The organism is Pseudomonas fontis (genome assembly GCF_028656955.1).
Lineage (GTDB): Bacteria > Pseudomonadota > Gammaproteobacteria > Pseudomonadales > Pseudomonadaceae > Aquipseudomonas > Aquipseudomonas fontis.
In genome coordinates this window covers 65,256-91,006 of record NZ_JAMDGY010000080.1, presented here as the reverse complement: position 1 = coordinate 91,006, position 25,751 = coordinate 65,256, and the positions used below count along the sequence as shown (strand labels likewise).

Below are 25,751 nucleotides of genomic sequence, written 5' to 3'. Positions count from 1 at the left end.
GTGCTAGCAGGCCAAGCTGTTCCTCAGCCAGATCCTGCACTAAAAGCATCGCCGGCAAAGCCGGCTCCCACAGGTTTCAGCAGCGCTGAGGCTTCTGTGGGAGCCGGCCTTGCCGGCGATGGGGCCCTGGTGAACAACCCAGAGCCTTTGTTCGATCACTGTGCTAGCAGGCCAAGCTGTTCCGCAGCCAGCCTCAGCCCCACCTCGGCAGCCGGCTCCAGCAGGTTTCCATTGCGGATCACTTCAATCGCGATCTTGTCGTTCGGCTTGGTCCGCGCCACCTGGTTCATCGAGCGACGGCCATCACCGGAAGGCTCGCCATTGATGCTCAGGATCACGTCCCCCAACTGCAAACCGGCCTTCTGCGCCGGGCCATCACGGAAAATCCCCGCCACCACGATGCCCGGGCGCCCCTGCATGCCGAACGACTCGGCCAGCTCCTGGCTCAGCGGCTGCACCTCAATACCCAGCCAGCCACGAATCACCTGGCCATGCTCGATGATCGACTTCATCACCTCCAGCGCCAGCTTGGTCGGAATGGCAAAGCCGATGCCTTGCGAGCCCCCGGACTTGGAGAAGATCGCCGTGTTGATCCCGGTGAGGTTGCCGTTGGCGTCCACCAGTGCACCACCGGAGTTGCCCGGGTTGATCGCCGCGTCAGTCTGGATGAAGTCCTCGTAGGTGTTCAGGCCCAGCTGGTTGCGCCCGGTGGCGCTGATGATGCCCATGGTCACGGTCTGGCCGACCCCGAACGGGTTGCCGATGGCCAGCGCCACGTCACCGATGCGAATGTTGTCGGAGCGGCCAATGGTGATGGCCGGCAGGTCCTTGAGGTCGATCTTCAACACCGCCAGGTCGGTTTCCGGGTCGCTGCCAATCACCCGCGCCAGGGTTTCGCGGCCGTCCTTGAGCGCCACCACGATCTGGTCGGCACCGGAGGTCACGTGGTTGTTGGTCAGCAGGTAGCCTTCCGGGCTCATGATCACCGCCGAACCCAGGCTCGACTCCCAGCGCCGTTGCTTGGGCAGGTTGTCGCCGAAGAATCGGCGGAACTGCGGGTCTTCAAACAGGGGATGGGCGCTCTTGTTCACCACCTTGGTGGTGTACAGGTTGGCTACCGCCGGGGCCGCGTGGCTGACCGCGTCGGCATAGGACACCGGCCCCGGGATGACCTGCGAGGTTTTCGGCGCCTGTTGCAGGTTGACGTCCTGGCTGGGCAGGCCGACCCATTGGGGGAAGCGCTGGATCACCAGCAGGGCGACCAGCACGCCAGTGAAAAGTGGCCAGCCAACGTAACGCAGAGCCTTGAGCATTGAACAAATCCTGGGGTGATGGCCAGAGCCAGTGCAGCAATGAGGGAGTAATGAACGCGCGCGATCATACTTCGGCAAGACCCGTCCAGGAACCGCTATTTCGCGATGACCGTCAACACGTGCGGTCTGCTGCCCCCAGCTGGCTGCCGTCGGTTCCCCCAGAACAGTCGACGGCCCATAATGGCGCTCATTATACGAGGCCTTGTGCCACGCTGAACTGCTGAATTGAGGAGTCTTTTCATGGCTGTTGCCCTGAACACCCTGGTCGAGGAAGCCGACCGCTACCTCGGCGCCGCAAAGATCCAGGACTATTGCCCCAACGGCCTGCAGGTCGAGGGCAACCCGCAGGTCAGCCGCATCGTCAGCGGCGTGACTGCCAGCCAAGCCTTGCTCGACGCCGCCGTCGAGGCGGGCGCCGACCTGGTGCTGGTGCACCACGGGTATTTCTGGAAGGGCGAAAACCCCTGCATTACCGGGATGAAGCAGCGCCGCCTGAAAACCCTGCTGAAAAACGACCTGAGCCTGCTGTCCTATCACCTGCCGCTGGACCTGCACCCGGAGGTCGGCAACAACGTGCAACTGGCCCGCCAGCTGGACATCACCGTCGAAGGCCCGCTGGACCCGAACAACCCGCGTATCGTCGGCCTGGTCGGTTCGCTGGCCGAGCCGATGTCGGCACGGGACTTCGCCCGTCGGGTGAGTGAAGTGATGGGCCGCGAGCCGCTGTTGATCGAGGGTGAGCAGCTGATTCGCCGGGTCGGCTGGTGCACCGGCGGGGGCCAGGGCTACATCGACCAGGCGGTTGCCGCCGGGGTCGACCTGTACCTCAGTGGCGAGGCTTCCGAGCAGACTTTCCACAGCGCCCGCGAGAACGGCATCAGCTTTATCGCTGCCGGCCACCACGCCACCGAGCGCTACGGCGTGCAGGCCCTGGGGGATTACCTGGCCCGTCGTTTCGCCCTGGAACACCTGTTCATCGACTGCCCGAACCCGATCTGAGGGTCAAAACTCGAGGGCATATTCTTATACTGTTTCGTTCTACTTGGCCGCCTAAATAGAATTGGATGCTGTGATAAAGTGGCCCGCTCGAACACGGCCCGCTGGCCGTCCATAAGATCGATATTCCGTGAGTAGCCATGGTCGACAAACTGACGCATTTGAAACAGTTGGAGGCGGAGAGCATCCACATCATTCGTGAGGTGGCCGCCGAGTTCGATAACCCGGTGATGCTGTACTCGATTGGCAAGGACTCGGCCGTGATGCTGCACCTTGCGCGCAAAGCCTTCTTCCCGGGCAAGCTGCCGTTTCCGGTGATGCACGTCGACACCCAGTGGAAATTCCAGGAGATGTACAGCTTCCGCGACAAGATGGTCGAGGAAATGGGCCTGGAGTTGATCACTCACGTGAACCCGGACGGCGTCGCCCAGGGCATCAACCCGTTCACCCACGGCAGTGCCAAGCACACCGACATCATGAAGACCGAGGGCCTCAAGCAGGCGCTCGACAAGTACGGCTTCGATGCCGCCTTCGGTGGCGCGCGCCGCGACGAAGAGAAGTCGCGGGCCAAGGAGCGGGTCTACTCGTTCCGTGACAGCAAGCACCGCTGGGACCCGAAGAACCAGCGTCCCGAGCTGTGGAACGTGTACAACGGCAAGGTGAACAAGGGCGAGTCGATCCGCGTGTTCCCGCTGTCGAACTGGACCGAGCTGGACATCTGGCAGTACATCTACCTGGAAGGCATCCCGATCGTACCGCTGTACTTCGCCGCCGAGCGTGAAGTGATCGAGAAGAACGGCACCCTGATCATGATCGATGACGCACGCATCCTGGAGCACCTCTCGGATGAAGAGAAGGCGCGCATCGTCAAGAAGAAAGTGCGTTTCCGCACCCTTGGCTGCTACCCGTTGACGGGTGCGGTGGAGTCGGAGGCCGAGAGCCTCACGGACATCATTCAGGAAATGCTCCTGACCCGTACGTCCGAGCGCCAGGGCCGCGTCATCGACCACGATGGTGCCGGTTCCATGGAAGACAAGAAACGCCAAGGCTACTTCTAATTTCAGGGTTACTCCATGTCGCATCAGTCCGAATTGATCAGCGAGGACATCCTCGCCTACCTGGCCCAGCACGAACGCAAGGAACTGCTGCGCTTCCTGACCTGCGGTAACGTCGACGACGGCAAGAGCACCCTGATCGGGCGCCTGCTGCACGACTCCAAGATGATCTACGAAGATCACCTGGAAGCCATCACCCGCGACTCGAAAAAAGTCGGCACCACCGGTGAAGACATCGACCTGGCACTGCTGGTCGACGGCCTGCAGGCCGAGCGCGAGCAGGGCATCACCATTGATGTGGCCTACCGCTACTTCTCTACCGCCAAGCGCAAGTTCATCATTGCCGACACCCCGGGTCACGAGCAGTACACCCGCAACATGGCCACCGGTGCGTCGACCTGCGACCTGGCGATCATCCTGGTCGATGCCCGCTACGGCGTGCAGACCCAGACTCGCCGGCACAGCTACATCGCCTCGCTGCTGGGCATCAAGCACATCGTCGTGGCCATCAACAAGATGGACCTCAAGGGCTTTGATGAGCAGGTGTTCGAGTCGATCAAGGCCGACTACCTGGCGTTCGCCGAAGCGATCAACCTGAACCCGAGCAGCCTGCACTTCGTGCCGATGTCGGCGCTCAAGGGCGACAACGTGGTCAACCGCAGCGAGCGTTCGCCGTGGTACACGGGCCCGGCCCTGATGGAAATCCTCGAAACCGTGGAAGTGGCGGCTGACCGCAATGTCACCGACCTGCGTTTCCCGGTGCAGTACGTCAACCGCCCGAACCTGAACTTCCGTGGCTTTGCCGGTACCCTGGCGAGCGGCGTGGTGCACAAGGGCGACGAGGTCGTCGTGTTGCCGTCGGGCAAGAGCAGCCGGGTCAAATCCATCGTCACCTTCGAAGGTGAGCTGGAGAGCGCCGGCCCGGGTCAAGCGGTCACGCTGACCATGGAAGACGAGATCGACATCTCCCGTGGCGACCTGCTGGTGCATGCCGACAACGTACCGCCGGTGACCGATCAGTTCGACGCAATGCTGGTGTGGATGGCTGAAGAGCCGATGCTGCCGGGCAAGAAGTACGACATCAAGCGCGCCACCAGCTACGTGCCGGGCTCGATTGCCAGCATCACCCACAAGGTGGATGTGAACACCCTGGAGAAGGGCGCGGCGAGCTCGCTGCAACTAAACGAGATCGGCAAGGTCAAGGTCAGCCTGGACGCGCCGATTGCCCTGGATGGTTACGAGAGCAACCGCACCACCGGTGCGTTCATCATCATCGACCGCCTGACCAACGGCACCGTGGGTGCCGGCATGATCATCGCGCCGCCGGTGGTGCCGCATGGCTCGATGGGCCAGCACGGCAAACTGGCCCACGTGGCCACTGAAGAGCGTGCCCTGCGCTTTGGCCAGCAGCCGGCGACCGTGCTGTTCAGCGGCCTGTCGGGTGCGGGCAAGAGCACCCTGGCCTATGCGGTCGAGCGCAAGCTGTTCGACATGGGCCGTGCGGTGTACGTGCTGGATGGCCAGAACCTGCGCCATGACCTGAACAAGGGCCTGCCCCAGGACCGCGCCGGGCGTACCGAAAACTGGCGCCGTGCTGCACACGTTGCGCGTCAGTTCAACGAAGCGGGCCTGCTGACCCTGGCCGCGTTTGTCGCGCCGGATGCCGAAGGCCGTGAACAGGCCAAGGCGTTGATCGGCAAGGAGCGTCTGCTCACCGTTTACGTGCAGGCTTCGCCACTGGCTTGCCGTGAGCGTGACCCGCAAGGGCTGTACGCGGCGGGTGGGGACAACATCCCGGGTGAGAGCTTCCCGTATGACGTGCCGCTGGATGCCGATCTGCTGATCGACACGCAGAATGTCGGCCTGGAAGACGGCGTGAAGCAGGTGCTCGACCTGCTGCGTCAGCGTGGCGCTATCTAAGCGCTGTTGCTGAACCCAAAACCCCGCCAGGGCCTGCCCCTGGCGGGGTTTTTTTTATGGTGTGGGAGCCGGCCTTGCCGGCGATAGGGCCCTGACTGCTGGCCCACGGTGGTACATATCCCCAGCCATCACCCGCGTCATGTTCTTTAGGCTCAAGCACCCACTTCAAGGACGAAGGTGCTTGCATGCCCACTACTCCCAGCGCCCTGCCAACTGCGCAGTCGATCATCGAAAGCAGAATTCCCCAATGGTTGCTCGAGGCACCCCTTGCGAGCCATCAGCGCTTGCGCCAGGCAGGTGGCCAGCCGTTGCCCTGGCTCGAACAAGCCCGGGTCAAGCAGCCCGCATTGGTACGCCAGCTTGAGCAAGCCTGCGCCTTGCATCATTTCAACGAACAGCAACTGCGCCCGGTACTTGAGGCATTGCCCGCGTTGGAGGCCTTCGCCGAACCGCGCCTGAAGGCGGCGATCAAGCAGCGCTTCGGCCTGGAGGTGGACGTCAACCAGGCCTACCTGTTTGCCGCAGCGCGGGTATCCATCTACACCGCCTACACCGATCAGACGCTCGAGCTGAAGGACGCACTCAAGGCTGCAACCCAGACGCTGCTGCGCGCGGCACTGCAGAACTTCGAGGACTTTGAAGCTGCACCCGCAGGCCTCGACGGCGCACATGGGCAGAAAGCGGCCGTATTCGCTGCCTCCCCCGTCAGGCAAGGCATGCAACTGGACGCCCCGCAGCTGGCCATTGCCCCTCATGAGTTCGCCGCGCTATGCCGTGAACTGGACCTCGGCGGGCAGTACCAGACCCTGATTGAAACGATGCTCAACCCACCGGGGCAGGGCCTCAGCCTGTTCAACCGGGCGAGCCTGTTCGCCCAGTTCGAATACTCGGCGTTCACCTTGCAGGTTCACCTGGCCCGGCTGCAAGGCACCCTCAGCGCGCCCCTGCACCAGGCGCTACTGAAGGTGGCGCTGGGACAACCCACCGAGCTGGATGGCGACCCGCTGCAGTGCAGGCAACTGACGCTCTGGGGCGTGGAGTTGATCGGCGTCGTGGTGGTTGCGGTCGACTGGGCCTGGACCAACAGCAAGCCGGCGCTGGTCGTCTACTTGCCGGATGACCCGGTTGCCCCGCTCGCCGAATACCCCTCCCTGCAACATTTTCACGACGCCTTGCGTGAGCGCTTTTTGCAGCCGGGTTACCTGAAATTCTTCAAGCGCTTTGTCCCGGCGCGCAAACAAGCTGCGCTGTTCCAGCACATTCAGGAGGCGTTTTACCCGGTTGTCTGGAACTCGGTGTGGCGGGTCTACGAGCGTGAGCTGAACCGTTCGGCAACGCTGCGCCTGAGGGAGTACGCCAGTGGCCTGGCCCTGCTGGAGGAAATGTTTGCGCAGAAACGCATGATGCTCAAGGACGATGCAGCGTTCCACGCGGTACCCACCGCCACCGAGGACGCCAAGACCCGCGCTGACCGTCTGCGCTACCTCGCCAACGTGCTGTTTGACGTACTGAATGTCGCTGCCTTCGTCGTTCCCGGGTTGGGCACAGTGATGATGGGGGTGATGGCGGTGCAACTGACCTACGAGGTATTCGAGGGCATCGACAGCCTGCTCAAGGGCGAGCGTGAGCAAGCCTGGGGCTACCTGATGGATGTCGCGCAGAACCTGGCGATAGGCGTTGGCATTGGGGCGGGTATTGCCGTAGCAGGGCGGATTGCTCCGCTGCTGGCGCCGCAGGTGCTGGGTTCGATGCGCAAGGTCAGCCTGCCCGACGGCACGACCCGCCTGTGGAAACCCGACCTTGCGCCGTTCGCCCACTCTGTACCGCTGCCGGCCGAACTCACCCCTGACGCCCAGGGGCTGTACCGGCACCAGGGCAAATTGTGGCTGCCGCTGGACGGGCGCACCTATGAAGTCACGGCTGGGGCGGACAAGGACACTTACCACCTGGTGCACCCGACCGGTGCGCAAACCTATCAACCCGAACTGCGCCCGCTGGGCGACGGGACCTGGCTGCAAGTGATGGAGCGCCCGCTACCGGGGCAGGCGCTGGCGTTGTTCCGCCACCTGGGGCAGATCGCGCAGGACCTCAGCGATGAGCAGGCCCTGAAGGTGCTGCAGGTCAGTGGCACTGATGAAGCGCTGCTGCGTCGCGCGGTGGCCGAGCAGGCACAACCGCCGGCACTGCTGCTCGATACGCTGCAACGCTTTAGCATCGACCGGGCACTGGCCGAGCAGGAAGTGCTGGGTGAAATATCGCGGGCACAACGCATTGAGCTGTTCGCCGAGCACTATGGGGCAACACAGGCAGCGGCGACGCCTGAAGCGGCCGTTGTGTTGCAACAGTTCAAAGGCCTGCCGGTATCGATTGCCGAACAACTGTTGATGCACGCTGCGCCGCAGGAGCGAGCGCAACTGCGTGAAGCGCAGCGCCTGCCGTTGCGCATTGCCGAACAGGCCCGCAAGGCGGCGCAACGTGTACGGTTGGCGCGTGCTTACGAAGGGCTTTATCTGGACTCGCTGAGCAACCCTGACAGTGAGCGTTTACGCCTCGATGCTGCCTGGCAGCAAGGGCAGTTGCCGAGCCGCAAGCGTGCTCGAGCATTGTTGCAGATGCAACCGCTCGACACTCGGTATCAGCCCCCCGTTCGGCTGAGTGACGGACGCCTGGGCTACCCGCTGAGTGGCCGAGGGGCCGGGGCCGAGGTGTTTGCCCGAGACACGCTGATCGACAGGCTTGGCCAGCTTGAGCTGGGCAATATGCGTGTGCAGGACGTGCTTGATGTGGGCTTGGCGAGCGGCCGTGATTACGCGCAGATCAATACCCATCTCGATCGCCTGCTGGAAGAGCAGCCGCGCTTTCAGGCCAGCATGGATGCTTGGGCACATGCCAATCCCCAGGACGAATCACTCTCACCCGTACGTCGGTTAAGTCGTCAGCGGGTTGCAGCGGCCTTGACCCGCCACTGGCAGAACATCGCCCTGGCCGAGCTGGGCTATAACGCGCAGCCATTGGCGCTTGAAGGGATATGCCTGGAAGATTTCCCCGCACAGTTGCCACCTTTTATTTACGCACGCACCCGTGCGCTGGTGCTGCGCGACAGCGTGATGCCAACGGCCGAGACGCTTGCCGGGCATTTGGGCGTTGAGAGCACGCAGTTGGTGATGCGTGTCGTCGAACGCTTCCCGCAACTGGGCGCTTTCACCCTTGAGCAAAGCAGTGCGGTTCTCACGCCCTACGTGGGCTTGTCGTTGCGCCTGACTCAGGCTTTGCCTGAGCTGGAGTCGCTGAGCCTGACCGGCCTGGGTTTGCTGTTTGGTACTGCCGAGCTGGACCTGTTCCGTGGCCTCGCGCGTTTGCGGCGCCTAGATCTGAGTGGCAATCGGCTGACGGCGATGGCCACGAATTTCAGTGGCCTGAACCTGGCCTATCTCGGCCTGGCAGACATGGCCCTGGCGCGTTGGCCGGACGGCCTGGACAGCGCCGCCTTGCAGGGCATCGACGAACTGACGCTGGCGCGCAACCAACTGGCCTGGGTCCCGGAGTTTCTGTTTCGCACCAATAGTGAAGGGGGGACGCGAACGCGGGTTTTGTTGCAGGGCAATCCACTCAATCGGGAAATGGTGCTGCGCTCCCAGGTCACCAACTGGTCGATGCGACCGCCCAGGTTCACGCTGGATGTCCCGCTGGCGCTGGAGCCTGAACTTCAACAATTGCGCCAGGAGCGCACCTTGGCGGTGGAGACACTCGGCTACTGGGTAGACCCAGCCAGCACGGTCGTGGTGCTGGAGGATGCACAGATTGCCAGCCGCCGCAGGACTGCGCAGATGCTTATGGAGTTCTGGCACCGAAGCGCCGCTGGGCCGGGTGTGCCTATGCTGCACCTGGACGCTGAGGCAGTGCGTGATTTCCCACAGTTTCTGCCACGTGCGTTCATGGAGCGCGTGCGGTTCGTGGAGATAGCCCAGGGTAGCGCTGCCGAGCTTGACCAGGTACTGCCGGTGCTGGCGGTGACTGAAAGCCTGCGCTTTGTCGGTGAAGGCCAGGTGCTCTCTCACCTGCCAGCTTCGCTAAGGCGCCTGACCGCGCTGCACACCCTGGATTTCACCGGGTTGAACCAAACGGTGAATCAGGCGGCGCTACGCTTCTTCGGCCGGCTGCCGGCCCTGAACGTGTTGATTCTCGACGGCAACCTGTTGGGCGACATCACCGATGCGAGCTTGCTGGCGGAGCGTCGCCTGGAACTGCTGGGCCTCAACAACATGGGTTTGCAGGCTTGGCCGGCGTGGGTCGAGCGCTTGCTGCCGGGGAGCGTCGAGTCGCTCAACCTGGCGGACAACCAATTGACCAGTATCCCCGAGTACATCCTGGCCAACCCTGCCAGCGAGCAGGCGCACACCGATATCGACCTGCGCAACAATCCGTTGGACCCCGCCATCGTTGCCGGCCGGCACCTCTCCAACAGCCCGGGGCGGGCGTTCACCGTGGAGCTGGATGGCGTGGCGGAGGAGTCCGCCAGTACCAGCGAAAGCGATGACAGTGACGAGGAACGGCCCGTCACGGTAGAACCCTGGTTGCAGGGGCAGGCGGACCATGTGGACCGTTATCGTGCCGTGTGGCTGCAAGTGGAGGTCGCAGCGGATGCCGAACAGTTGCTGGCAATGATCGACCGCCTGCGCTTTACCGCCGACTATCGCAGCGGCGTCAATCGGGGCGAGTTGATCGAGCGGGTATGGCGGGTGCTGGAGGCCGTGGCAGAGGACACGGCATTGCGCCAGACGCTCAATGGCATGGCGCAAGAGCCGCTGCGCCTGCATGGCGAGCACCAGACTTGTCCGGATGGCCTGCGCCTTGAGTTCAACCAGATGGAGGTGCAGGTGTACATCGGCCAGGCATTGCGTGATGCGCCGCAGGCGCAGCGTGGTACGGCGCTCTATCAGCTGAGCCGGCGGCTGTATCGGCTGCATGAGCTGGACAGCCTTGCACGAGAGGCGGCGGCTGGCCGGGATGAGGCCGAAGTGCGCCTGGCGTATCGCTTGCACTGGTCGACAGAGCTCGACTTGCCGTTACCGCCGCGGCGGATGTTGTTTGGTGCCATTGCCAATGTCAGTGCGGGTGAGTTGAGTCGGGCGTTGGTGCGGGTACGTCAGGGGGAGGGGAGTGAAGCGTTCTACAATTTCGCGATCCAGCAGGATTTCTGGGCGGCGTATTTGCGTGAGACCTATGCCCAGCAGTTCAATGCACTGACGCAGGAATATCGAACCCAGGTCATGGACCTCTACGCGTTGTACCCGGACGAAAACCTGGATCAGCTCGGTGAGCGCACGCGGGAGCTGGAGGCTCGCCATCAGCAGCGCGAGCGCTCATTGCTGGTGAGGTTGACGGTGCAGGAGGGATTGCACTGAGCTTTTGTAGCCGCTGCCGACAGGCTGCGCTGGAGTCCGTAAGGGCTCCCAAAGGCTGCGCCTGCCATGCAGGCGAGCGCAGCCTCACGGCAGCGGCTACATTTCAGGCCAGCGCTTCAGCCGGCGACACGATGCAGGTCTTGCCGCCCCGCGAGCGCCCCGAGCTCAGGTACGCGGCAATCGACTCCTGGGTCACCTCGCCGAGGAACACCTGCTCGGCATCCAGCACCGGCAGCCACGAACGGTTGAACTCGTACATCCGCGACAACAGGATCCGCAAATGTTCATCGTGCGAGGCGGTGGCATTGAAGGTGCGCAGGAAGTCCTGGCAGCTCCCCTGCTGGCGATGCAGGTCACGCCGGCGCACATAACCCTTGGCCTTGTTGTCGGCATCGGTCACCACCACATAACGGCGGTCATGCTCGTCCATCAGTTCCAGCGCGTCATTCACCGGGGTATCCGGGCTCACCGACGGCGCGTTGTCTGCCGCATCCTCGGCGCGCACCAGCAACAGCCGTTTCAAGGTGCTGTCCTGGCCGACGAAGTTGCTCACGAAGTCGTCTGCCGGGTGCGCCAGCAGCGTGTCCGGGTGGTCGAGCTGGACCAGCTGGCCGGCGCGGAAAATCGCAATCTTGTCACCCAGCTTGATCGCCTCGTCGATGTCATGGCTGACCATGATCACGGTCTTGTTCAGCGCCCGCTGCATCTCGAAGAATTCGTTCTGGATCATCTCCCGGTTGATCGGGTCGACCGCACCGAACGGCTCGTCCATCAGCAGCAACGGCGCATCCGCCGCCAGCGCGCGGATCACCCCGATCCGCTGCTGCTGCCCACCGGACAGCTCACGCGGGTAACGGTGCAGGTACTGCTTGGGCTCAAGCTTGATCATGCTCATCAGCTCGCGCGCCCGCTCGTGGCACTTCTGCTTGTCCCAGCCCAGCAAGCGCGGGACCACGGTGATGTTTTCCTCGATGGTCATGTTGGGGAACAGGCCGATCTGCTGGATCACGTAGCCGATATTGCGCCGCAAGGTCACCGCGTCCAGCCCGGTGGTGTCCTCGCCATTGATCAGCACCTTGCCGGAGGTCGGCGCGATCAGGCGGTTGATCATTTTCAGGGTGGTGCTTTTGCCGCAACCGGACGGGCCGAGGAACACGCAAATCTCGCCTTCATTGACAGTCAGGCTTACCGAGTCGACGGCTTTTACTTCCTTGCCGTTGCTGTGGAAGGTCTTGCTGAGGTTTTGAAGTTCGATCATTTGAGCAGTCCTTTTGGAGTCAGCGAGCGTTGCAGGGCTTGCAGCAGCAGGTCGGCGAAAATCGCCAGCAGGCTGACCAGCACGGCGCCCACCAGCAGCATCGACATGTCGCTACGGCTGATGGACGTCAGGATGAGTACGCCAAGGCCACCGGCACCGATGGTCGCGGCGATGGTCATCACGCCGATGTTCATCACCACGGCGGTGCGCACGCCGGCGAGGATCACCGGCACTGCAATCGGCAGTTCGACCATGCGCAGGCGCTGGCCGAAGGTCATGCCGATGCCGCGCGCGGCTTCGCGGATGCCCGGCTCGACACTGGTCAATGCCAGGTAGGTGTTGCGCAGGATCGGCAACAGCGAATAGAGGAACACCGCAGTAATCGCCGGCAGCGGCCCCAGGCCCTGGCCGAACTTGGAATAGAACGGCAGCAGCAGGCCGAACAGGGCAATCGACGGCACGGTCAGCAGCACCGTGGCGCTGGCCTGCAACGGGCCGGCGAGCACCGGGAAGCGAGTCATCAGGATGCCCAGCGGCACGCCAACGACAATGGCCAGGGTCACGGCGATGCCGACCAGGGTGATGTGTTCCCAGGTCAGCTGCAGCACCTGGGCCCAATCGAGGTGGGCGAAGGTATCAAGCAGGCTCATGGCTGGTCCTCGGCAAGGGGCGGATGCTGGCGCAGGTACTCGGCGGCAACCTTGGTCGGGCTCTGGTGTTCGACGTCGACCTTGGCGTTGAGCTGGCGCATGGTCTCGTCATCCAGTTGCTCGGCCAGCGGCTTGAGCAGGGTGGCCAGTTGCGGGTAGGCGTCGAGTACCGCTTTGCGCACCACGGGAGCGGCGGTGTAGTCGGGGAAGTAATGACGGTCGTCTTCGAGCAGCTTCAGGTCGAAGGCGCTCAGGCGGCCATCGGTGGTGTAGACCAGGCCGCTGAATACCTGGCCGTTGCGCAGCGCGGTGTAGACCAGCCCGGCGTCCATCTGGCGAATATCGCGGCGGGTCAGTTGCAGGTCGTAGGTCTCGGTCAGCCCGACCAGGCCGTCCGGGCGGTTGGCAAACTCAGTGTCCAGCGCCACCACGTGGACCTTGTCGGCCTCGTCACGCAACACCTGGTTGAGCTCGCTGATGGTGTTCACCTGCGGGTACTGGTCGGCGATCTTGCGCGGCAACGCCAGGGCGTAGGTGTTGCTGAACTTGGACGGGGTCAGCCAGATCAGGTCCTTTTTCGCGTCCAGTTCCTTTACCCGCTCGTAGGTCGCCTGCGGGCTGTCGAAGCGTTCGTCGATGTGGTTGTACGACACCAGCGACACCCCTGTGTATTCCCAGACCATGTCCAACTGGCCGGTTTCGTGGGCACTGCGCGCCAGGGTGCTGCCCAGGCCCCCGGTAATGCGCACGTCAAAACCGTTGGCACGCAGGTAGTTGGCGGTGATTTCGGCGAGCACGGTCTGTTCGGTGAAGACCCGTGCGCCGATGCGGATCAGCGGTTTTTCCGCTGCCTGGGCAAATCCTGCGAACAGCAGGGCCGCGCCCAATATCAAGGCGATTCTTTTCATGAGGGGTCCCTCGCTTAGTGGGCCAGGCCGCGTTCCAGCCAGCGGCGGCTGCACTGGCTCACCAGTGCATCGAGCAACAGCGCGAGCACGGCCGTACAGGCTGCGCCCAGCAATAGCTGCGGCTGATTGTTCAAGGCGATGCCGGGGAAGATCAGGCTGCCCAGGCTGTTGGCACCAATCAGGAACGACAGCGGTGCGGTGCCGACGTTGATCGCCAGGGCCACGCGCACGCCGCCGACGATGATCGGCACGGCGTTCGGCAGTTCCACTCGCCAGAGAATCTGACGCGGGGTCATGCCGATGCCGGTGGCGGCTTCCTTGAGTGAGGCGGGGACGTTTTTCAGGCCTTCGAAGGTGTTGCGCACGATGGGCAACAAGGAGGCGAGGAACAGGGCGAAGATCGCCGGGCCTGCGCCGATGCCCAGAAAACTCAGGGCGATGGCCAGAACGGCCAGGGGGGGAACGGTGTTGCCTATGTTGAACAACTGCATGAAGCGTTCGGCGCGGTCGACCCTGTGTGGTCGACTCAAGGCAATGCCGGCGGGGATACCCACGGCCAAGGCCGCCACCATCGACAGCAACACCAGCATCAGGTGCGCTTGCAGGTAGAACCATAAGTCTTCGCGGTACTTCGCGAAGGTTTCAATACCGATCCAGTGGACCAGCAGGGCCAGGATGACGAGCGCGGCGGCCCATCCCATCAGCCCCTTGCCATAGCGATTAGCCACAGGCGGACTCCTTTTTTTGTCGGCGAGCACACTCCCGTGGCGGCAGCCATTCCAGGCTGCGGGCAGTGTGGTCGCGATAAGCAGCGTGTCGTCCAAAACGGAGCGAAACACGCCATAAGCGAAGCCTCGTCAGGCTCGTGTAGCCGGTGAAATCGACCCTGACGAACGGTCATGACCGTTGACGTAACAGGGGAGTGGACGCCTCCATTGCGCCAAAGGTTCCCATCTGAAGCGGCATTTGGCCAGCGCTAATCGACCCAGTGGTACAGCTTGGGGGTGAGTTTGGGCTATAATCGCCGCCCTTTTTTGAATCACCAGCCAGGCGATTTCCCATGACCCAACAGGCCGCCGAAGTCGCGAAACGCCGCACCTTCGCCATTATTTCCCACCCGGATGCGGGTAAGACCACCATCACTGAAAAGCTCCTGCTGATGGGCAAGGCGATTTCTGTCGCCGGTACGGTGAAATCGCGAAAGTCTGATCGCCATGCCACCTCCGACTGGATGGAAATGGAGAAGCAGCGCGGTATTTCCATCACCACCTCGGTGATGCAGTTCCCGTATCGCGAGCACATGATCAACCTGCTCGACACCCCGGGCCACGAAGACTTCTCGGAAGACACCTACCGCACCCTGACCGCAGTGGACTCGGCGCTGATGGTGCTCGACGGCGGTAAAGGTGTCGAGCCACGCACCATCGCCCTGATGGACGTCTGCCGTCTGCGCGACACGCCAATCGTCAGCTTCATCAACAAACTCGACCGGGACATCCGTGACCCGATCGAACTGCTCGACGAGATCGAAGCCGTCCTGAAGATCAAGGCCGCGCCGATCACCTGGCCGATTGGTTGCTACAAGGATTTCAAGGGTGTCTATCACCTGGCTGAGGACTACATCATCGTCTACACCGCAGGCCACGGCCACGAGCGTACCGATGTGAAAATCATCGAGAAGCTCGACTCCGATGAAGCCCGTGCGCACCTGGGTGACGAGTACGACCGCTTTGTCGATCAGCTGGAGCTGGTGCAGGGTGCCTGCCACGAGTTCAACCAGGAGGAGTTCATCAACGGTCAACTGACCCCGGTGTTCTTCGGTACGGCGCTGGGCAACTTTGGTGTCGACCACGTGCTCGACGCGGTTGTCGATTGGGCCCCGCGCCCGCTGGCACGGGTGGCGAACGAGCGTACCGTGGAGCCGGTGGAAGAGAAGTTCACCGGTTTCGTGTTCAAGATCCAGGCGAACATGGACCCGAAACACCGCGACCGTATCGCCTTCATGCGCATCTGTTCGGGCAAGTACGAGAAGGGCATGAAGATGCGCCACGTGCGCACCGGCAAGGACCTGCGCATCGGTGATGCACTGACCTTCTTCTCCTCCGAGCGTGAGCAACTGGAAGAAGCGTTTGCCGGCGACATCATCGGCTTGCACAACCACGGCACGATCCAGATCGGCGACACCTTCACCGAAGGCGAGAGCCTGGGCTTCACCGGTATCCCGCACTTCGCCCCGGAGCTGTTCCGCCGGGTGCGCCTGAAGGACCCGCTCAAGTCCAAGCAACTGCGCCAGGGCCTGCAACAGCTGGCCGAAGAGGGCGCCACCCAGGTGTTCTTCCCGGAGCGCAGCAACGACATCATCCTCGGCGCCGTGGGTGTGCTGCAGTTCGATGTGGTCGCGAGCCGCCTGAAGGAAGAGTACAAGGTGGAATGTGGCTACGAGCCAATCACCGTGTGGTCGGCGCGCTGGATCAGCTGTGACGACAAGAAGAAGCTTGAGGAATTCTGCAACAAGGCTGTGGAAAACCTGGCAGTGGATGGTGGTGGTCACCTGACCTACCTGGCACCGACCCGGGTCAACCTGGCGCTGATGGAAGAGCGCTGGCCGGACGTGAAATTCCGCGCGACCCGCGAGCACCACTAAACGCGCAAAGCATCGCGGGACCAGCCCGCTCCCACAGGGCAAGGCATGCACCTTGACCTCTGTTGGAGCGGGCTGGCCCCGCGATGAGGCCCTCAAGCCAGATTCAGTTCCCCGCTTTGATACTGGTCCAGATCCGCGTACGGATCCGGTCGATCTTCGCCGGCATCGCCTCCAGGGCGAACAACTTGCCGAGCATCTCGTCACTTGGGTAAATCATCGTGTTGGCCTTCATGGCCGGGTCGACCAGAGTGTCCGCCTGCAGGTTGCCGTTGGCGTACTGCACGTGGTTGCTGATGTTGGCCATCACCTTGGGCTCCAACAGGTAGTTCATGTAGGCGTACCCGGCTTTTTCATCCGGTGCATCGGCCGGCATGGCGACCATGTCGAACCACATCGGCGCGCCCTCCTTGGGAATCGCATAGCCCACCTTCACGCCATTGTTGGCCTCTTCGGCGCGGTTCTTCGCTTGCAGCACATCGCCTGAGAACCCCACCACCACGCAGATATCGCCATTGGCCAGGTCCCCGGTGTACTTGGAGGAGTGGAAGTAGCTGATGTACGGGCGCACCTTCATCAGCAGTTCCTTGGCCTTGTCGTAGTCCTTCGGGTCCTGGCTGTGAGGCGGCAGCCCCAGGTAGTTCAGGGCAATCGGCAACAGCTCCGGGCCGTTGTCGAGGATCGCCACGCCACAGCTCTTGAGCTTGCTGATGTACTCGGGCTTGAAGATCAGGTCCCAGGAATCCACCGGGGCATTGTTGCCCAGCACCGCCTTGACCTTGTCGACGTTGTAGCCGATCCCGGTACTGCCCCACAGGTACGGGAAGCCGTACTGGTTGCCCGGATCATTCACCTCCAGCGCCTTGAGCAGCACCGGGTTGAGGTTCTTCCAGTTTGGCAGTTGGCTCTTGTCCAGCGCCTTCAGCGCCTTGCCCTGGATCTGCCGGGCCATGAAGTGGTTGGAGGGGAACACCACGTCATACCCGGAGTTGCCGGTCATCAGCTTGCCGTCGAGGGTTTCGTTGCTGTCGAACACGTCGTAGGTCGGCACGATGCCGGTGGCTTGCTGGAAGTTCTTCAGGGTGTCCGGGGCAATGTAGCTGGACCAGTTGTAGATCTTTACCGTGTCCGCCGCATGGGCGACGGAGGCGGCCAGCAACAGGGGTGCGAAGAGCAATGGGCGCATGACTGGATTCCTTGCTTTCTGTGTTGTTGTCGAAGGAGGCAGGCGATCAAATGATCAGAAGATCAGTACGTAGGTTTTGCGCACGGTTTCCTGGATGTCCCAGATCCCGGTGCTGTTTGCCGGCAACATCAGTGCGTCGCCCGCTTCGATGACCAGGGGCTCGCCACCGTCGGGGGTGAAGGTGCACCGGCCCTTGATGAAATGGCAGAACTCCTGCTGGACGATCTGTCGCCGCCAGCGCCCCGGGGTGCATTCCCAGATGCCGGTTTCGACGCCGTCGCTACGCTCGACAGCGGTTACCGAGGCGACCGAGATCGGCTCGCCAAGTGGCACTGCGACCGGGTTGGACTCTTCCAGGACAACGCTGTCGGTGTTCTTGAACTGGGTAATGCTCATACCGGTAAATCCTGTGCAAAGGGGGCTGAGGGTCAGTGCATGAAGCCTTCCATGAAGTCCGCGACACCGCTGGCCAGGCGCCGGCGCCAGGGGGCGCTGTGCGGGTTGGCGAGGGTCTGGTCCTCATGGACGAAACTCTTGATGATCGCGTTGTAGCCCAGCCAGCGGCACGGTTCCGGCTCCCAGCGGGCGAGCGCTTGCACGCGGCCGGGGCGGTGCACCCAGGGCTGTTCGGTGAGTGCGTTGGTTTGCTCGAGAATCAGTGCGGCGAGGGTGCGCCCGCCCAGGTTGCTGGCGCCGACCCCTTCGCCGCCATAGCCGCCGGCCAGGGCGATGCCGTTGTGCGGGTCGCACAGCATGTGCGGCTGGAAGCGCCGGGCCATGCCCAGGTTGCCGCCCCAGGCGTGGCTGATGCGCACATCCTTGAGCTGCGGGAACAGCTCGCTGAACAGGTAGCGGCGCAGTTCGATCTCGCTCTCGGTCAGGTCGAAGTTCTCCCGCAGTTTGCCAGCAAAGCGGTAGCCGCCCCGGGCGCCGAACACCAGGCGATTGTCGGCGCTGCGCTGGCCGTAGGTGACCTGGCGGCTGTTCTCGCTGAAGGCCTGGCCGTGGCTCAGGCCGATCTCGTCCCAGACCTGCGCGGGCAAAGGCTCGGTGGCCACCAGCAGGCTTTGTACCGGCATCTGGTAGCGGCCCAGCGGGGGTAGCTCCATGGAATAACCTTCCACGGCGGGCACTACCCAATTGCACTTGATGGTGTGCTGCGCGGTGCTGACGAGGCCTGCGCGCCAGTCGGTGGCGGGGGTGTTCTCGTAGATCTTCACGCCCAGGCGCTCGACGCTGCGGGCCAGCCCGCGCACCAGCTTGGCCGGCTGGATGGTGGCGACGTTGGGGTTGAAGATCGCGCCAAATGGCGTGGCGATGCGCAGTTGGCCGGCAAGTTCTTCCGGGCTCAACCAGCGGTATTCGTTTTCGGTCAGCCCCTGTTTGTAGAGTTTTTGCAGGTAGCTGCGCAGGGTCGCTTCCTGCTCGCGGTAACGGGCGGCGCAATACAGCACGCCACCTTTGCGAAAGTCGCAGTCGATGCCTTCGCGCTCAAGCACGCTTTGTACTTCATCGGGGATGCCGTGCAACAGGTCGAAGCCTGCGCGGCGCTGTTGTGGGGAGCAGCCGGCCAGCAGGCGGTCCTCGCCGAGCAGGTTGCCCATCAGCCAGCCACCGTTGCGCCCGGAGGCGCCGAAGCCGGCGATCTTGCCTTCGACAATGGCGATGTTCAGGTGTGGTGCCTGGCGCTTGAGGTAGTAGGCGGTCCACAGCCCGGTATAGCCGGCGCCGATGATGCAGACGTCGACGTCCAGGTCCTGGCGCAAGGCCGGGCGCGCGCTCAGCGACTCGTCGAGCTGGTCCATCCAAAGGCTGATGTTGCGCCATGCCTGCATGCTGTAGCACTCCACATTCATTACGGTCTGTGGGCGATCCTAGAAGCAATGCAGCATGGTTGTCTTACGTGCGTGTCCGCAGGGAAATTTGCTTTACGTAGGCCTTGGGCGACAGGCCGGTGTGCTGGCGGAAGCATTTGTAGAACGCCGACAGCGAATTGAAGCCGGCGGCGAATGCCAGGTCGTCGATGCGCACGGGTGGTTCGGCCAGTTCCAGCTGGGCCAGCAGGTGTTGCAGGCGGGCCTGGTTGACGTAGCGGTAGAAGCTCTGGCCGAGCACCTGGTTGAGCAGGTAGGACATCTGGTTGCGGCTGTAGCCGCATTCGCGGGCGACCTGTTGCAGGTCCAACTCTGGGTCGAGGTAGGGTTGGCGGCGCTGAAAGTACTGTTCCAGGTCTTCGGCCATGAAGCTCAGTTGGCGCGGTGACAGGCCCAGGCGGCTGACGGCCGGGCGCAGGCTGGCCTGGGTATCGTGGCTGGCGTGTTCACGGATCAGCGAGGCGTATTCGTTGACCCGCCAGATCAGCCCGTCACGCACGCTGATGGCTTCGCTGGCCTTGAACGCGACCAGGCCTTCGCCACCGCTCAGGGTGACGTCGTACTGGATGAACGCAGTGCAGCCATCGACGCGGATGCGATCGCTGTGGACGATGTCTTCACCGGCCTCGCGGGGCATGCTGGCGGCGACGTAGGCGCGCAGTTCGTCCAGGTGCAGGACGCGGTTCTGGAAGAAGTCGTTGTACTGGATGTCCGGGTGGTAGAGCGCCATGACCCCGTCCAGGTCGCGATGCTTCCAGCACAGGTGGTAACGCAGCACGGTGGCGGCGGTTTCCGGAGTTTGTTCCGGGCCGTCGGGGAGGGGGAGGAGTGCCATGATGGGACTCTGTGGCGGTGATGCCACAGAGTTGGGCAATTGCGGGGTGTCAGTCAAGGCCTCATCGCGGGACCAGCCCGCTCCCACAACGAACCTTGTGGGAGCGGGCTGGTCCCGCGATGGTTTCACCACCGGCTAGAGGAACTGCTCCGCATAGTGGCAAGCCACCTGCCGCGTCCCCACCGCACGGAACGCCGGCTCTTCGGTCGAGCAGCGCTCCGTCGCATATGGGCAACGCTTGTGGAACGCGCAGCCTGACGGCGGGTTCAGCGGGTTGGGCAGTTCACCGGAGATCTTGATCTTCGGCTTCAGCGGGTCCGGATGAATAGTCGGTGTCGCCGACAGCAGCGCCTGGGTATAGGGGTGCAACGGCTTGGCGTAGATGTCTTCCTTGGGGCCCATTTCCGCCGGCCGCCCGAGGTACATCACCAACACCTGATCCGCCACATGCCGCACCACCGCCAGGTTGTGCGAGATGAACACATAGGCGGTGTTGAACTCCTTCTGCAGGTCCATGAACAGGTTCAGCACCTGCGCCTGGATCGACACGTCCAGCGCCGAAGTCGGTTCATCCGCCACCAGCACTTTCGGTTGCAGCATCATCGCCCGCGCCAGGGCGATCCGCTGGCGCTGGCCACCCGAGAACATGTGTGGATAGCGCTGGTAATGCTCAGGCCGCAAACCGACCTGCATCATCATCGCCTGGACCTTCTCGCGCCGTTCGGCCTTCGACAGGTTGGTGTTGATCACCAGTGGCTCGGCCAACTGGTCACCGATTTTCTGCCGTGGGTTGAGCGAGGCATACGGGCTCTGGAACACCATCTGCACATCGCGGCGCAGCTGCTTGCGCTGATCCTTGGTGGCGCCACTGACTTCATGGCCGGCGATTTTCAGCGAGCCGGACGAAGGCTCCTCGATCAGCGTCAGCGCGCGGGCCAGGGTCGACTTGCCACAGCCGGACTCGCCGACCACGGCCAGGGTCTTGCCGGCCTCCAACTCGAACGACACGCCGTTGAGGGCGCGCACCAGGGCATGGCCCTTGAACAGGCCACGGGAGACTTCGTAGTGACGGGTAAGGTCGCGGGCGGTTAGGACGACGCTCATTACGCCACCTCCTGGTTCAGCGGGTAGAAACAACGCACCAGGCTATGGGCCTGAGGGTCCAGCAACGGGCGCTCGCGGCGGCAGCTGTCCTGCACATACGGGCAGCGCGGCGACAGCAGGCAACCGACAGGCCGGTCGTAGCGACCGGGGACGATACCCGGCAGCGTTGCCAGGCGCTCGGCGCCTTCGCTGTGCTCGGGGATCGCCGCCAACAGCGCTTCGCTGTAAGGGTGCGCCGGCACGTCGAACAACTCCGGCACTTGGCCGACTTCCACGGCCTGGCCTGCGTACATCACGCAGACCCGCTTGGCGGTTTCAGCCACTACGGCGAGGTCGTGGGTGATCAGGATCAGCGCCATGTTCTGCTCTTTTTGCAGGTTCAGCAGCAGCTCCATGATCTGTGCCTGAATGGTCACGTCCAGGGCGGTGGTCGGTTCATCGGCGATCAGTAGCTTGGGCTCGCCGGCAATCGCCATGGCAATTGCCACACGCTGGCTCATGCCGCCAGACAGTTGGTGCGGGTAGGCATCCAGGCGGCTTTCCGGTGCCGGGATCTCGACCTTTTTAAGCAGCTCCAGCGCCCGCTGGCGCGCCGCCTTGCCCTTCAGGCCCAGGTGCTGGCGCAGCACCTCTTCGATCTGGAAGCCCACGGTGTAGCTGGGGTTGAGCGCGGTCATCGGGTCCTGGAAGACCATCGCCATGTCCTTGCCCACCACCTTGCGCCGCTGGCGACCGCTGAGCTTGAGCATGTCGGTGCCGTCGAAGGTCAGCGCGTCGGCGGTAATGCGCCCGGGGGCATCGATCAGCCCCATCAGCGCCATCATGGTCACCGACTTGCCGGAACCGGATTCGCCGACAATCGCCAGCACTTCACCTTTGTCCACATTCAGGTCGAGACCGTCGACCACCGGGATCGCATTGGCGTCGCCAAAGCGCACGTTCAGATTCTTGATTTGCAGAAGTGACATGGGGGCAACTCCTCAGGCGGCATTCTTGAGTTTCGGGTCCAGCGCATCGCGCAGCCCGTCGCCCATCAGGTTGATTGCCAGCACGCTGAGCAAAATGGTCAGGCCAGGCAGGCTCACCACCCACCAGGCGCGTTCGATGTAGTCACGGGCCGAGGCCAGCATGGTCCCCCACTCAGGGGTGGGCGGCTGTACGCCCAGGCCGAGGAAGCCCAGTGCAGCGGCGTCGAGGATCGCCGAGGAGAAGCTCAGGGTGGCCTGTACGATCAGCGGCGCCATGCAGTTGGGCAGCACGGTGATGAACATCAGGCGTGGCAGGCTGGCACCGGCCAGGCGCGCGGCGGTCACGTAGTCGCGGTTCAGTTCGCCCATCACCGCAGCGCGGGTCAGACGTACATAGGACGGCAGCGAGACGATGGCGATGGCGATCACGGTGTTGATCAGGCCAGGGCCGAGGATGGCGACAATCGCCACGGCCAGCAGCAACGAGGGCAGGGCTAGCATCACATCCATCAGGCGCATGATCGATGGGCCGAGGAGGCGCGGGAAGAACCCGGCCAAGAGGCCCAGGAACACCCCCGGCAGCAGCGAGATCACCACCGACGACAAACCGATCAGCAGCGACAGGCGCGAACCCTGGATCAGTCGCGACAGCAGGTCGCGCCCCAGCTCGTCGGTGCCGAGGATGAACGACCAGTTGCCGCCTTCCAGCCATACCGGTGGGGTGAGGAGGAATTCGCGGTACTGCTCGCTCGGGTCGTGCGGCGCAACCCACGGTGCGAACAGTGCGCAGAACACGATCACGCACATGAAGGCCAGGCCGGCAACGGCGCCCTTGTTGCGCGAGAAGGCGTGCCAGAACTCCTTGTACGGCGACGGGTAGAGCAGGCTCTGGTCAATCGGGCTGGCGGTCGTGGTGGCGGTTTTTGGAATAGGCGTAGTCATGGTTCTGGACCTCAGCGCTGATGACGGATGCGTGGGTTGGCCAGGCCGTAGAGGATGTCTACGACGAAGTTGACCAGGATCACCAGGCAGGCAATCAGCAGGATGCCGTTCTGTACGACGGGGTAGTCACGGGCGCCGATGGCTTCGATCAGCCATTTGCCGATGCCCGGCCAGGAGAAGATGGTTTCGGTCAGCACCGCACCCGCGAGCAAGGTGCCGACTTGCAGGCCGAATACGGTCAGCACCGGGATCAGTGCGTTGCGCAAGCCATGCACGAACACCACGCGTGCCGGCGACAGGCCCTTGGCCCGGGCGGTACGGATGTAGTCTTCGCGCAGCACTTCGAGCATCGACGAGCGGGTCATCCGCGCGATCACCGCCAACGGGATGGTGCCGAGCACGATGGCCGGCAGAATCAGGTGCATCAACGCGTCCTTGAATGCGCCTTCCTCGTCACTGAGCAGGGTGTCGATGAGCATGAAGCCGGTTTTCGGCTCGATGTCGTAGAGCAGGTCTATTCGCCCGGAAACAGGGGTCCAACCTAGGCTTACCGAGAAGAACATGATCAGGATCAGGCCCCACCAGAAGATCGGCATCGAATAGCCGGCCAGTGAGATGCCCATGACCCCGTGGTCGAACAGCGAGCCACGCTTGAGCGCGGCAATCACCCCGGCGAGCAGGCCGACGATGCCGGCGAAGAACAACGCGGCAATGGCCAGTTCCAGGGTGGCGGGGAAGAGGGTGAGAAATTCGTTCCAGACGCTTTCGCGGGTGCGTAGCGATTCGCCGAGATCACCTTGTGCCAGCTTCTCGACATAGTCGAGGTACTGCGCGGGCAGCGGCTTGTTCAGGCCCAGGCGCTCCATGGCCTGCGCGTGCATCTCGGGGTCGACCCGGCGTTCGCCCATCATGACTTCGACCGGGTCGCCGGGTATCAGTCGTATGAGCGCGAATGTCAGCAAGGTGATGCCGAAGAAGGTCGGGATCAAGAGTCCCAGACGCCGGGCAATAAAACTAAACATCTTCTGGTTTACCTCGTCAGCCGGTTAGGCGTGCCCGCCGCTGCCCGGGTAGGGCATGGGCGGGCGTTTATTGTTTTACTTCACCTGGGTAGTGGCGAAGTTGTTATTGGTTAGCGGGTTGATGTGATAACCCTCTACGTTATTGCGCATCGCGGTAAACATCTTCGGGTGCGCGATGCTGATCCACGGTTGTTCTGCATCGTACACCGCCAGGGCCTGGGAATAGAGCGCGCCACGCTCGGTGTCAGCGGACACTTCGCGGGCTTTGCTGATCAGGTCCTGGAATTGCTTGTTGCACCAGCGCGAATAGTTCTCGCCGCTTTTGACCGCGTCACAGCTGAGCAGCGGGCTGAGGAAGTTGTCCGGGTCACCGTTGTCGCTGGCCCAACCCGCCGAAACCATGTCGGCTTCGCCTTTCTTGGCACGACTGAGCATTTCGGCCCACTCCATGACGCGGATATCCACCTTCAAGCCGATCTTGGCCAGGTCCGCCTGGAACAGCTGCGCACTGAGGCTCGGGTTGGGGTTGGTGGCGCCGCCGCCGTTGCGGGTGAACAGGGTCAGCACGGTGCCTTCCGGCACGCCGGCTTCCTTGATCAGGGCGCGGGCCTTGTCCAGGTCCAGGGGTGGATTCTGGTTGGCGGTGTTGTAGCCCAGCATCGTCGGTGGGTAGGGGTTGACCCCGATCACCGCGTTGCCTTTGCCAAACAGCTGGTTGACGTGGGTCTGGCGGTCGAAGGCGTAGCTGATGGCTTTGCGCACCCGCACATCGTTGAGGTATTTGTGCTCGGTGTTCAGGGAAATGTAGCCGGTGGTCAGGGCTTCCATTTCGGCGACTTTCAGCTTGGGATCGGCCTTGATGCCTTCCACGGAGTCAGGCTTGGGATACAACGCTACCTGGCACTCGTTGGCCCGTAGCTTCTGCAGGCGTACGTTGTTGTCAGGGGTGATGGCGAATACCAGGGTGTCGCTCGGTGGCTTGCCGCGGAAGTACTCCGGGTTGGCCTTGAAGCGTACCTGGGCGTCCTTGCTGTAGCGCTGGAAGATGAACGCGCCGGTGCCGATCGGCTTGTTGTTGAGGTCAGAGGTTTTGCCGGCCTTGAGCAACTGGTCGCCATATTCGGCGGAGTAGATCGAGGTGAAGGCCATGGCCAGGTCACGCAGGAACGGTGCCTCGGGGCGGGTCAGGGTGAAGACCACGGTATGGTCGTCGGTTTTCTCGACGCTTTTGAGCAGGTCCTTGAAGCCCATGCTCTCGAAGTAGGGGAAGCCAACACTGCTCTTGTCATGCCACGGGTGGTTCGGGTCGAGCTGTCGTCGGATGCTCCAGAGCACGTCGTCGGCATTCATCTCGCGGGTGGGTTTGAAGTAGTCGGTGGTATGGAACTTGACGCCTGGTCGCAGGTGGAAGGTGTAGGTCAGGCCGTCGGCACTGATCTCCCACTTCTCGGCGAGTGCTGGCTGGATTTCGGTGGTGCCGGGCTTGAAGTCGACCAGGCGGTTGAACACGGTTTCAGCCGAGGCGTCGGCGGTGACCGCGGTGGTGAACTGGACGATGTCGAATCCTTCCGGGCTGGACTCGGTACACACTACCAGCGGCTTGGCCGCCAGGCCCGCCGCAGCACTCAACAGTACAGCTGCCATGGCAGCTTGTAGCGGTAACAATTTCATGGA

At 63.0% G+C, this 25,751-nt stretch carries 19 protein-coding genes; 5 read left to right on the top strand and 14 right to left on the bottom strand.

Going from position 1 to position 25,751, the window contains the following annotated elements; all coding sequences use genetic code 11:
- Positions 1-155 precede the first annotated feature (155 nt).
- A complete protein-coding gene (gene algW / locus M5G11_RS22000) occupies positions 156-1,313 on the bottom strand; it encodes a Do family serine endopeptidase AlgW (protein ID WP_273925356.1) in 1,158 nt (385 codons plus the stop codon).
- A gap of 240 nt (positions 1,314-1,553) precedes the next feature.
- Here algW and M5G11_RS21995 point away from each other — a divergent pair, with 240 nt between their 5' ends.
- The 4 genes from M5G11_RS21995 to M5G11_RS21980 all read left to right on the top strand — a co-directional run bounded on the left by M5G11_RS21995 (position 1,554) and on the right by M5G11_RS21980 (position 10,689).
- A complete protein-coding gene (locus M5G11_RS21995; protein WP_273909062.1) occupies positions 1,554-2,312 on the top strand; it encodes a Nif3-like dinuclear metal center hexameric protein in 759 nt (252 codons plus the stop codon).
- A 137-nt stretch (positions 2,313-2,449) separates the two neighbouring features.
- The gene (gene cysD / locus M5G11_RS21990) at positions 2,450-3,367 is read left to right on the top strand and encodes a sulfate adenylyltransferase subunit CysD (protein ID WP_273909063.1); all 918 of its coding nucleotides are present in this window, start codon (positions 2,450-2,452) and stop codon (positions 3,365-3,367) included.
- A gap of 15 nt (positions 3,368-3,382) precedes the next feature.
- A complete protein-coding gene (gene cysN / locus M5G11_RS21985; protein ID WP_273909064.1) occupies positions 3,383-5,284 on the top strand; it encodes a sulfate adenylyltransferase subunit CysN in 1,902 nt (633 codons plus the stop codon).
- A gap of 185 nt (positions 5,285-5,469) precedes the next feature.
- Positions 5,470-10,689 carry an NEL-type E3 ubiquitin ligase domain-containing protein gene (locus tag M5G11_RS21980; RefSeq protein ID WP_273925354.1) on the top strand — a complete coding sequence of 1,740 codons (5,220 nt, stop codon included), beginning with the start codon at positions 5,470-5,472 and terminating at the stop codon, positions 10,687-10,689.
- Between the two features lie 103 nt (positions 10,690-10,792).
- On the opposite strand, the gene M5G11_RS21975 is transcribed toward M5G11_RS21980, so the two are convergent.
- From M5G11_RS21975 to M5G11_RS21960, 4 genes are read right to left on the bottom strand one after another with little or no spacing between them, the layout of a single operon-like run.
- The gene (locus tag M5G11_RS21975) at positions 10,793-11,947 is read right to left on the bottom strand and encodes an osmoprotectant ABC transporter ATP-binding protein OsmV (protein ID WP_273909066.1); all 1,155 of its coding nucleotides are present in this window, start codon (positions 11,945-11,947) and stop codon (positions 10,793-10,795) included.
- The gene (locus tag M5G11_RS21970) at positions 11,944-12,597 is read right to left on the bottom strand and encodes an ABC transporter permease (protein WP_273909067.1); all 654 of its coding nucleotides are present in this window, start codon (positions 12,595-12,597) and stop codon (positions 11,944-11,946) included. The genes M5G11_RS21975 and M5G11_RS21970 overlap by 4 nt, the downstream gene beginning before the upstream one ends.
- Entirely contained in the window at positions 12,594-13,505 is a 912-nt protein-coding gene (locus M5G11_RS21965; protein ID WP_273909068.1) for a glycine betaine ABC transporter substrate-binding protein, read from the bottom strand. Before M5G11_RS21965 ends, M5G11_RS21970 begins: the two co-directional genes overlap by 4 nt.
- Positions 13,506-13,519: 14 nt before the next feature.
- On the bottom strand, positions 13,520-14,206 hold the full coding sequence (locus tag M5G11_RS21960) for an ABC transporter permease (protein ID WP_273909137.1): 687 nt from the start codon (positions 14,204-14,206) through the stop codon (positions 13,520-13,522).
- A gap of 359 nt (positions 14,207-14,565) precedes the next feature.
- On the opposite strand from M5G11_RS21960, the gene M5G11_RS21955 reads away from it, so the two are divergent.
- Entirely contained in the window at positions 14,566-16,149 is a 1,584-nt protein-coding gene (locus M5G11_RS21955) for a peptide chain release factor 3 (RefSeq protein ID WP_273909069.1), read from the top strand.
- A 103-nt stretch (positions 16,150-16,252) separates the two neighbouring features.
- Here M5G11_RS21955 and M5G11_RS21950 read toward each other — a convergent pair whose 3' ends face one another.
- The 9 genes from M5G11_RS21950 to M5G11_RS21910 all read right to left on the bottom strand — a co-directional run bounded on the left by M5G11_RS21950 (position 16,253) and on the right by M5G11_RS21910 (position 25,748).
- Positions 16,253-17,332, bottom strand: a complete 1,080-nt coding sequence (locus M5G11_RS21950) for a polyamine ABC transporter substrate-binding protein (protein WP_273909070.1) — start codon at positions 17,330-17,332, stop codon at positions 16,253-16,255.
- 54 nt (positions 17,333-17,386) lie between these two features.
- Positions 17,387-17,728, bottom strand: a complete 342-nt coding sequence (locus M5G11_RS21945; RefSeq protein WP_273909071.1) for a cupin domain-containing protein — start codon at positions 17,726-17,728, stop codon at positions 17,387-17,389.
- A 32-nt stretch (positions 17,729-17,760) separates the two neighbouring features.
- Positions 17,761-19,167, bottom strand: a complete 1,407-nt coding sequence (locus M5G11_RS21940; RefSeq protein ID WP_273909072.1) for an NAD(P)/FAD-dependent oxidoreductase — start codon at positions 19,165-19,167, stop codon at positions 17,761-17,763.
- 64 nt (positions 19,168-19,231) lie between these two features.
- Positions 19,232-20,041, bottom strand: coding sequence for a helix-turn-helix domain-containing protein (locus M5G11_RS21935; RefSeq protein ID WP_273909073.1), 810 nt, complete (start codon positions 20,039-20,041; stop codon positions 19,232-19,234).
- Positions 20,042-20,176: 135 nt separating this feature from the next.
- Positions 20,177-21,145, bottom strand: a complete 969-nt coding sequence (locus M5G11_RS21930; RefSeq protein ID WP_273909074.1) for a peptide ABC transporter ATP-binding protein — start codon at positions 21,143-21,145, stop codon at positions 20,177-20,179.
- On the bottom strand, positions 21,145-22,113 hold the full coding sequence (locus M5G11_RS21925) for an ABC transporter ATP-binding protein (protein ID WP_273909075.1): 969 nt from the start codon (positions 22,111-22,113) through the stop codon (positions 21,145-21,147). The genes M5G11_RS21930 and M5G11_RS21925 overlap by 1 nt, the downstream gene beginning before the upstream one ends.
- Before the next feature lie 12 nt (positions 22,114-22,125).
- Entirely contained in the window at positions 22,126-23,055 is a 930-nt protein-coding gene (locus M5G11_RS21920; RefSeq protein ID WP_273909076.1) for an ABC transporter permease subunit, read from the bottom strand.
- A gap of 11 nt (positions 23,056-23,066) precedes the next feature.
- Positions 23,067-24,077 (bottom strand): ABC transporter permease subunit, encoded by a 1,011-nt coding sequence (locus M5G11_RS21915; protein WP_273909077.1) that lies wholly within the window; start codon positions 24,075-24,077, stop codon positions 23,067-23,069.
- 75 nt (positions 24,078-24,152) lie between these two features.
- On the bottom strand, positions 24,153-25,748 hold the full coding sequence (locus M5G11_RS21910) for an ABC transporter substrate-binding protein (protein ID WP_273909078.1): 1,596 nt from the start codon (positions 25,746-25,748) through the stop codon (positions 24,153-24,155).
- Positions 25,749-25,751 lie beyond the last annotated feature (3 nt).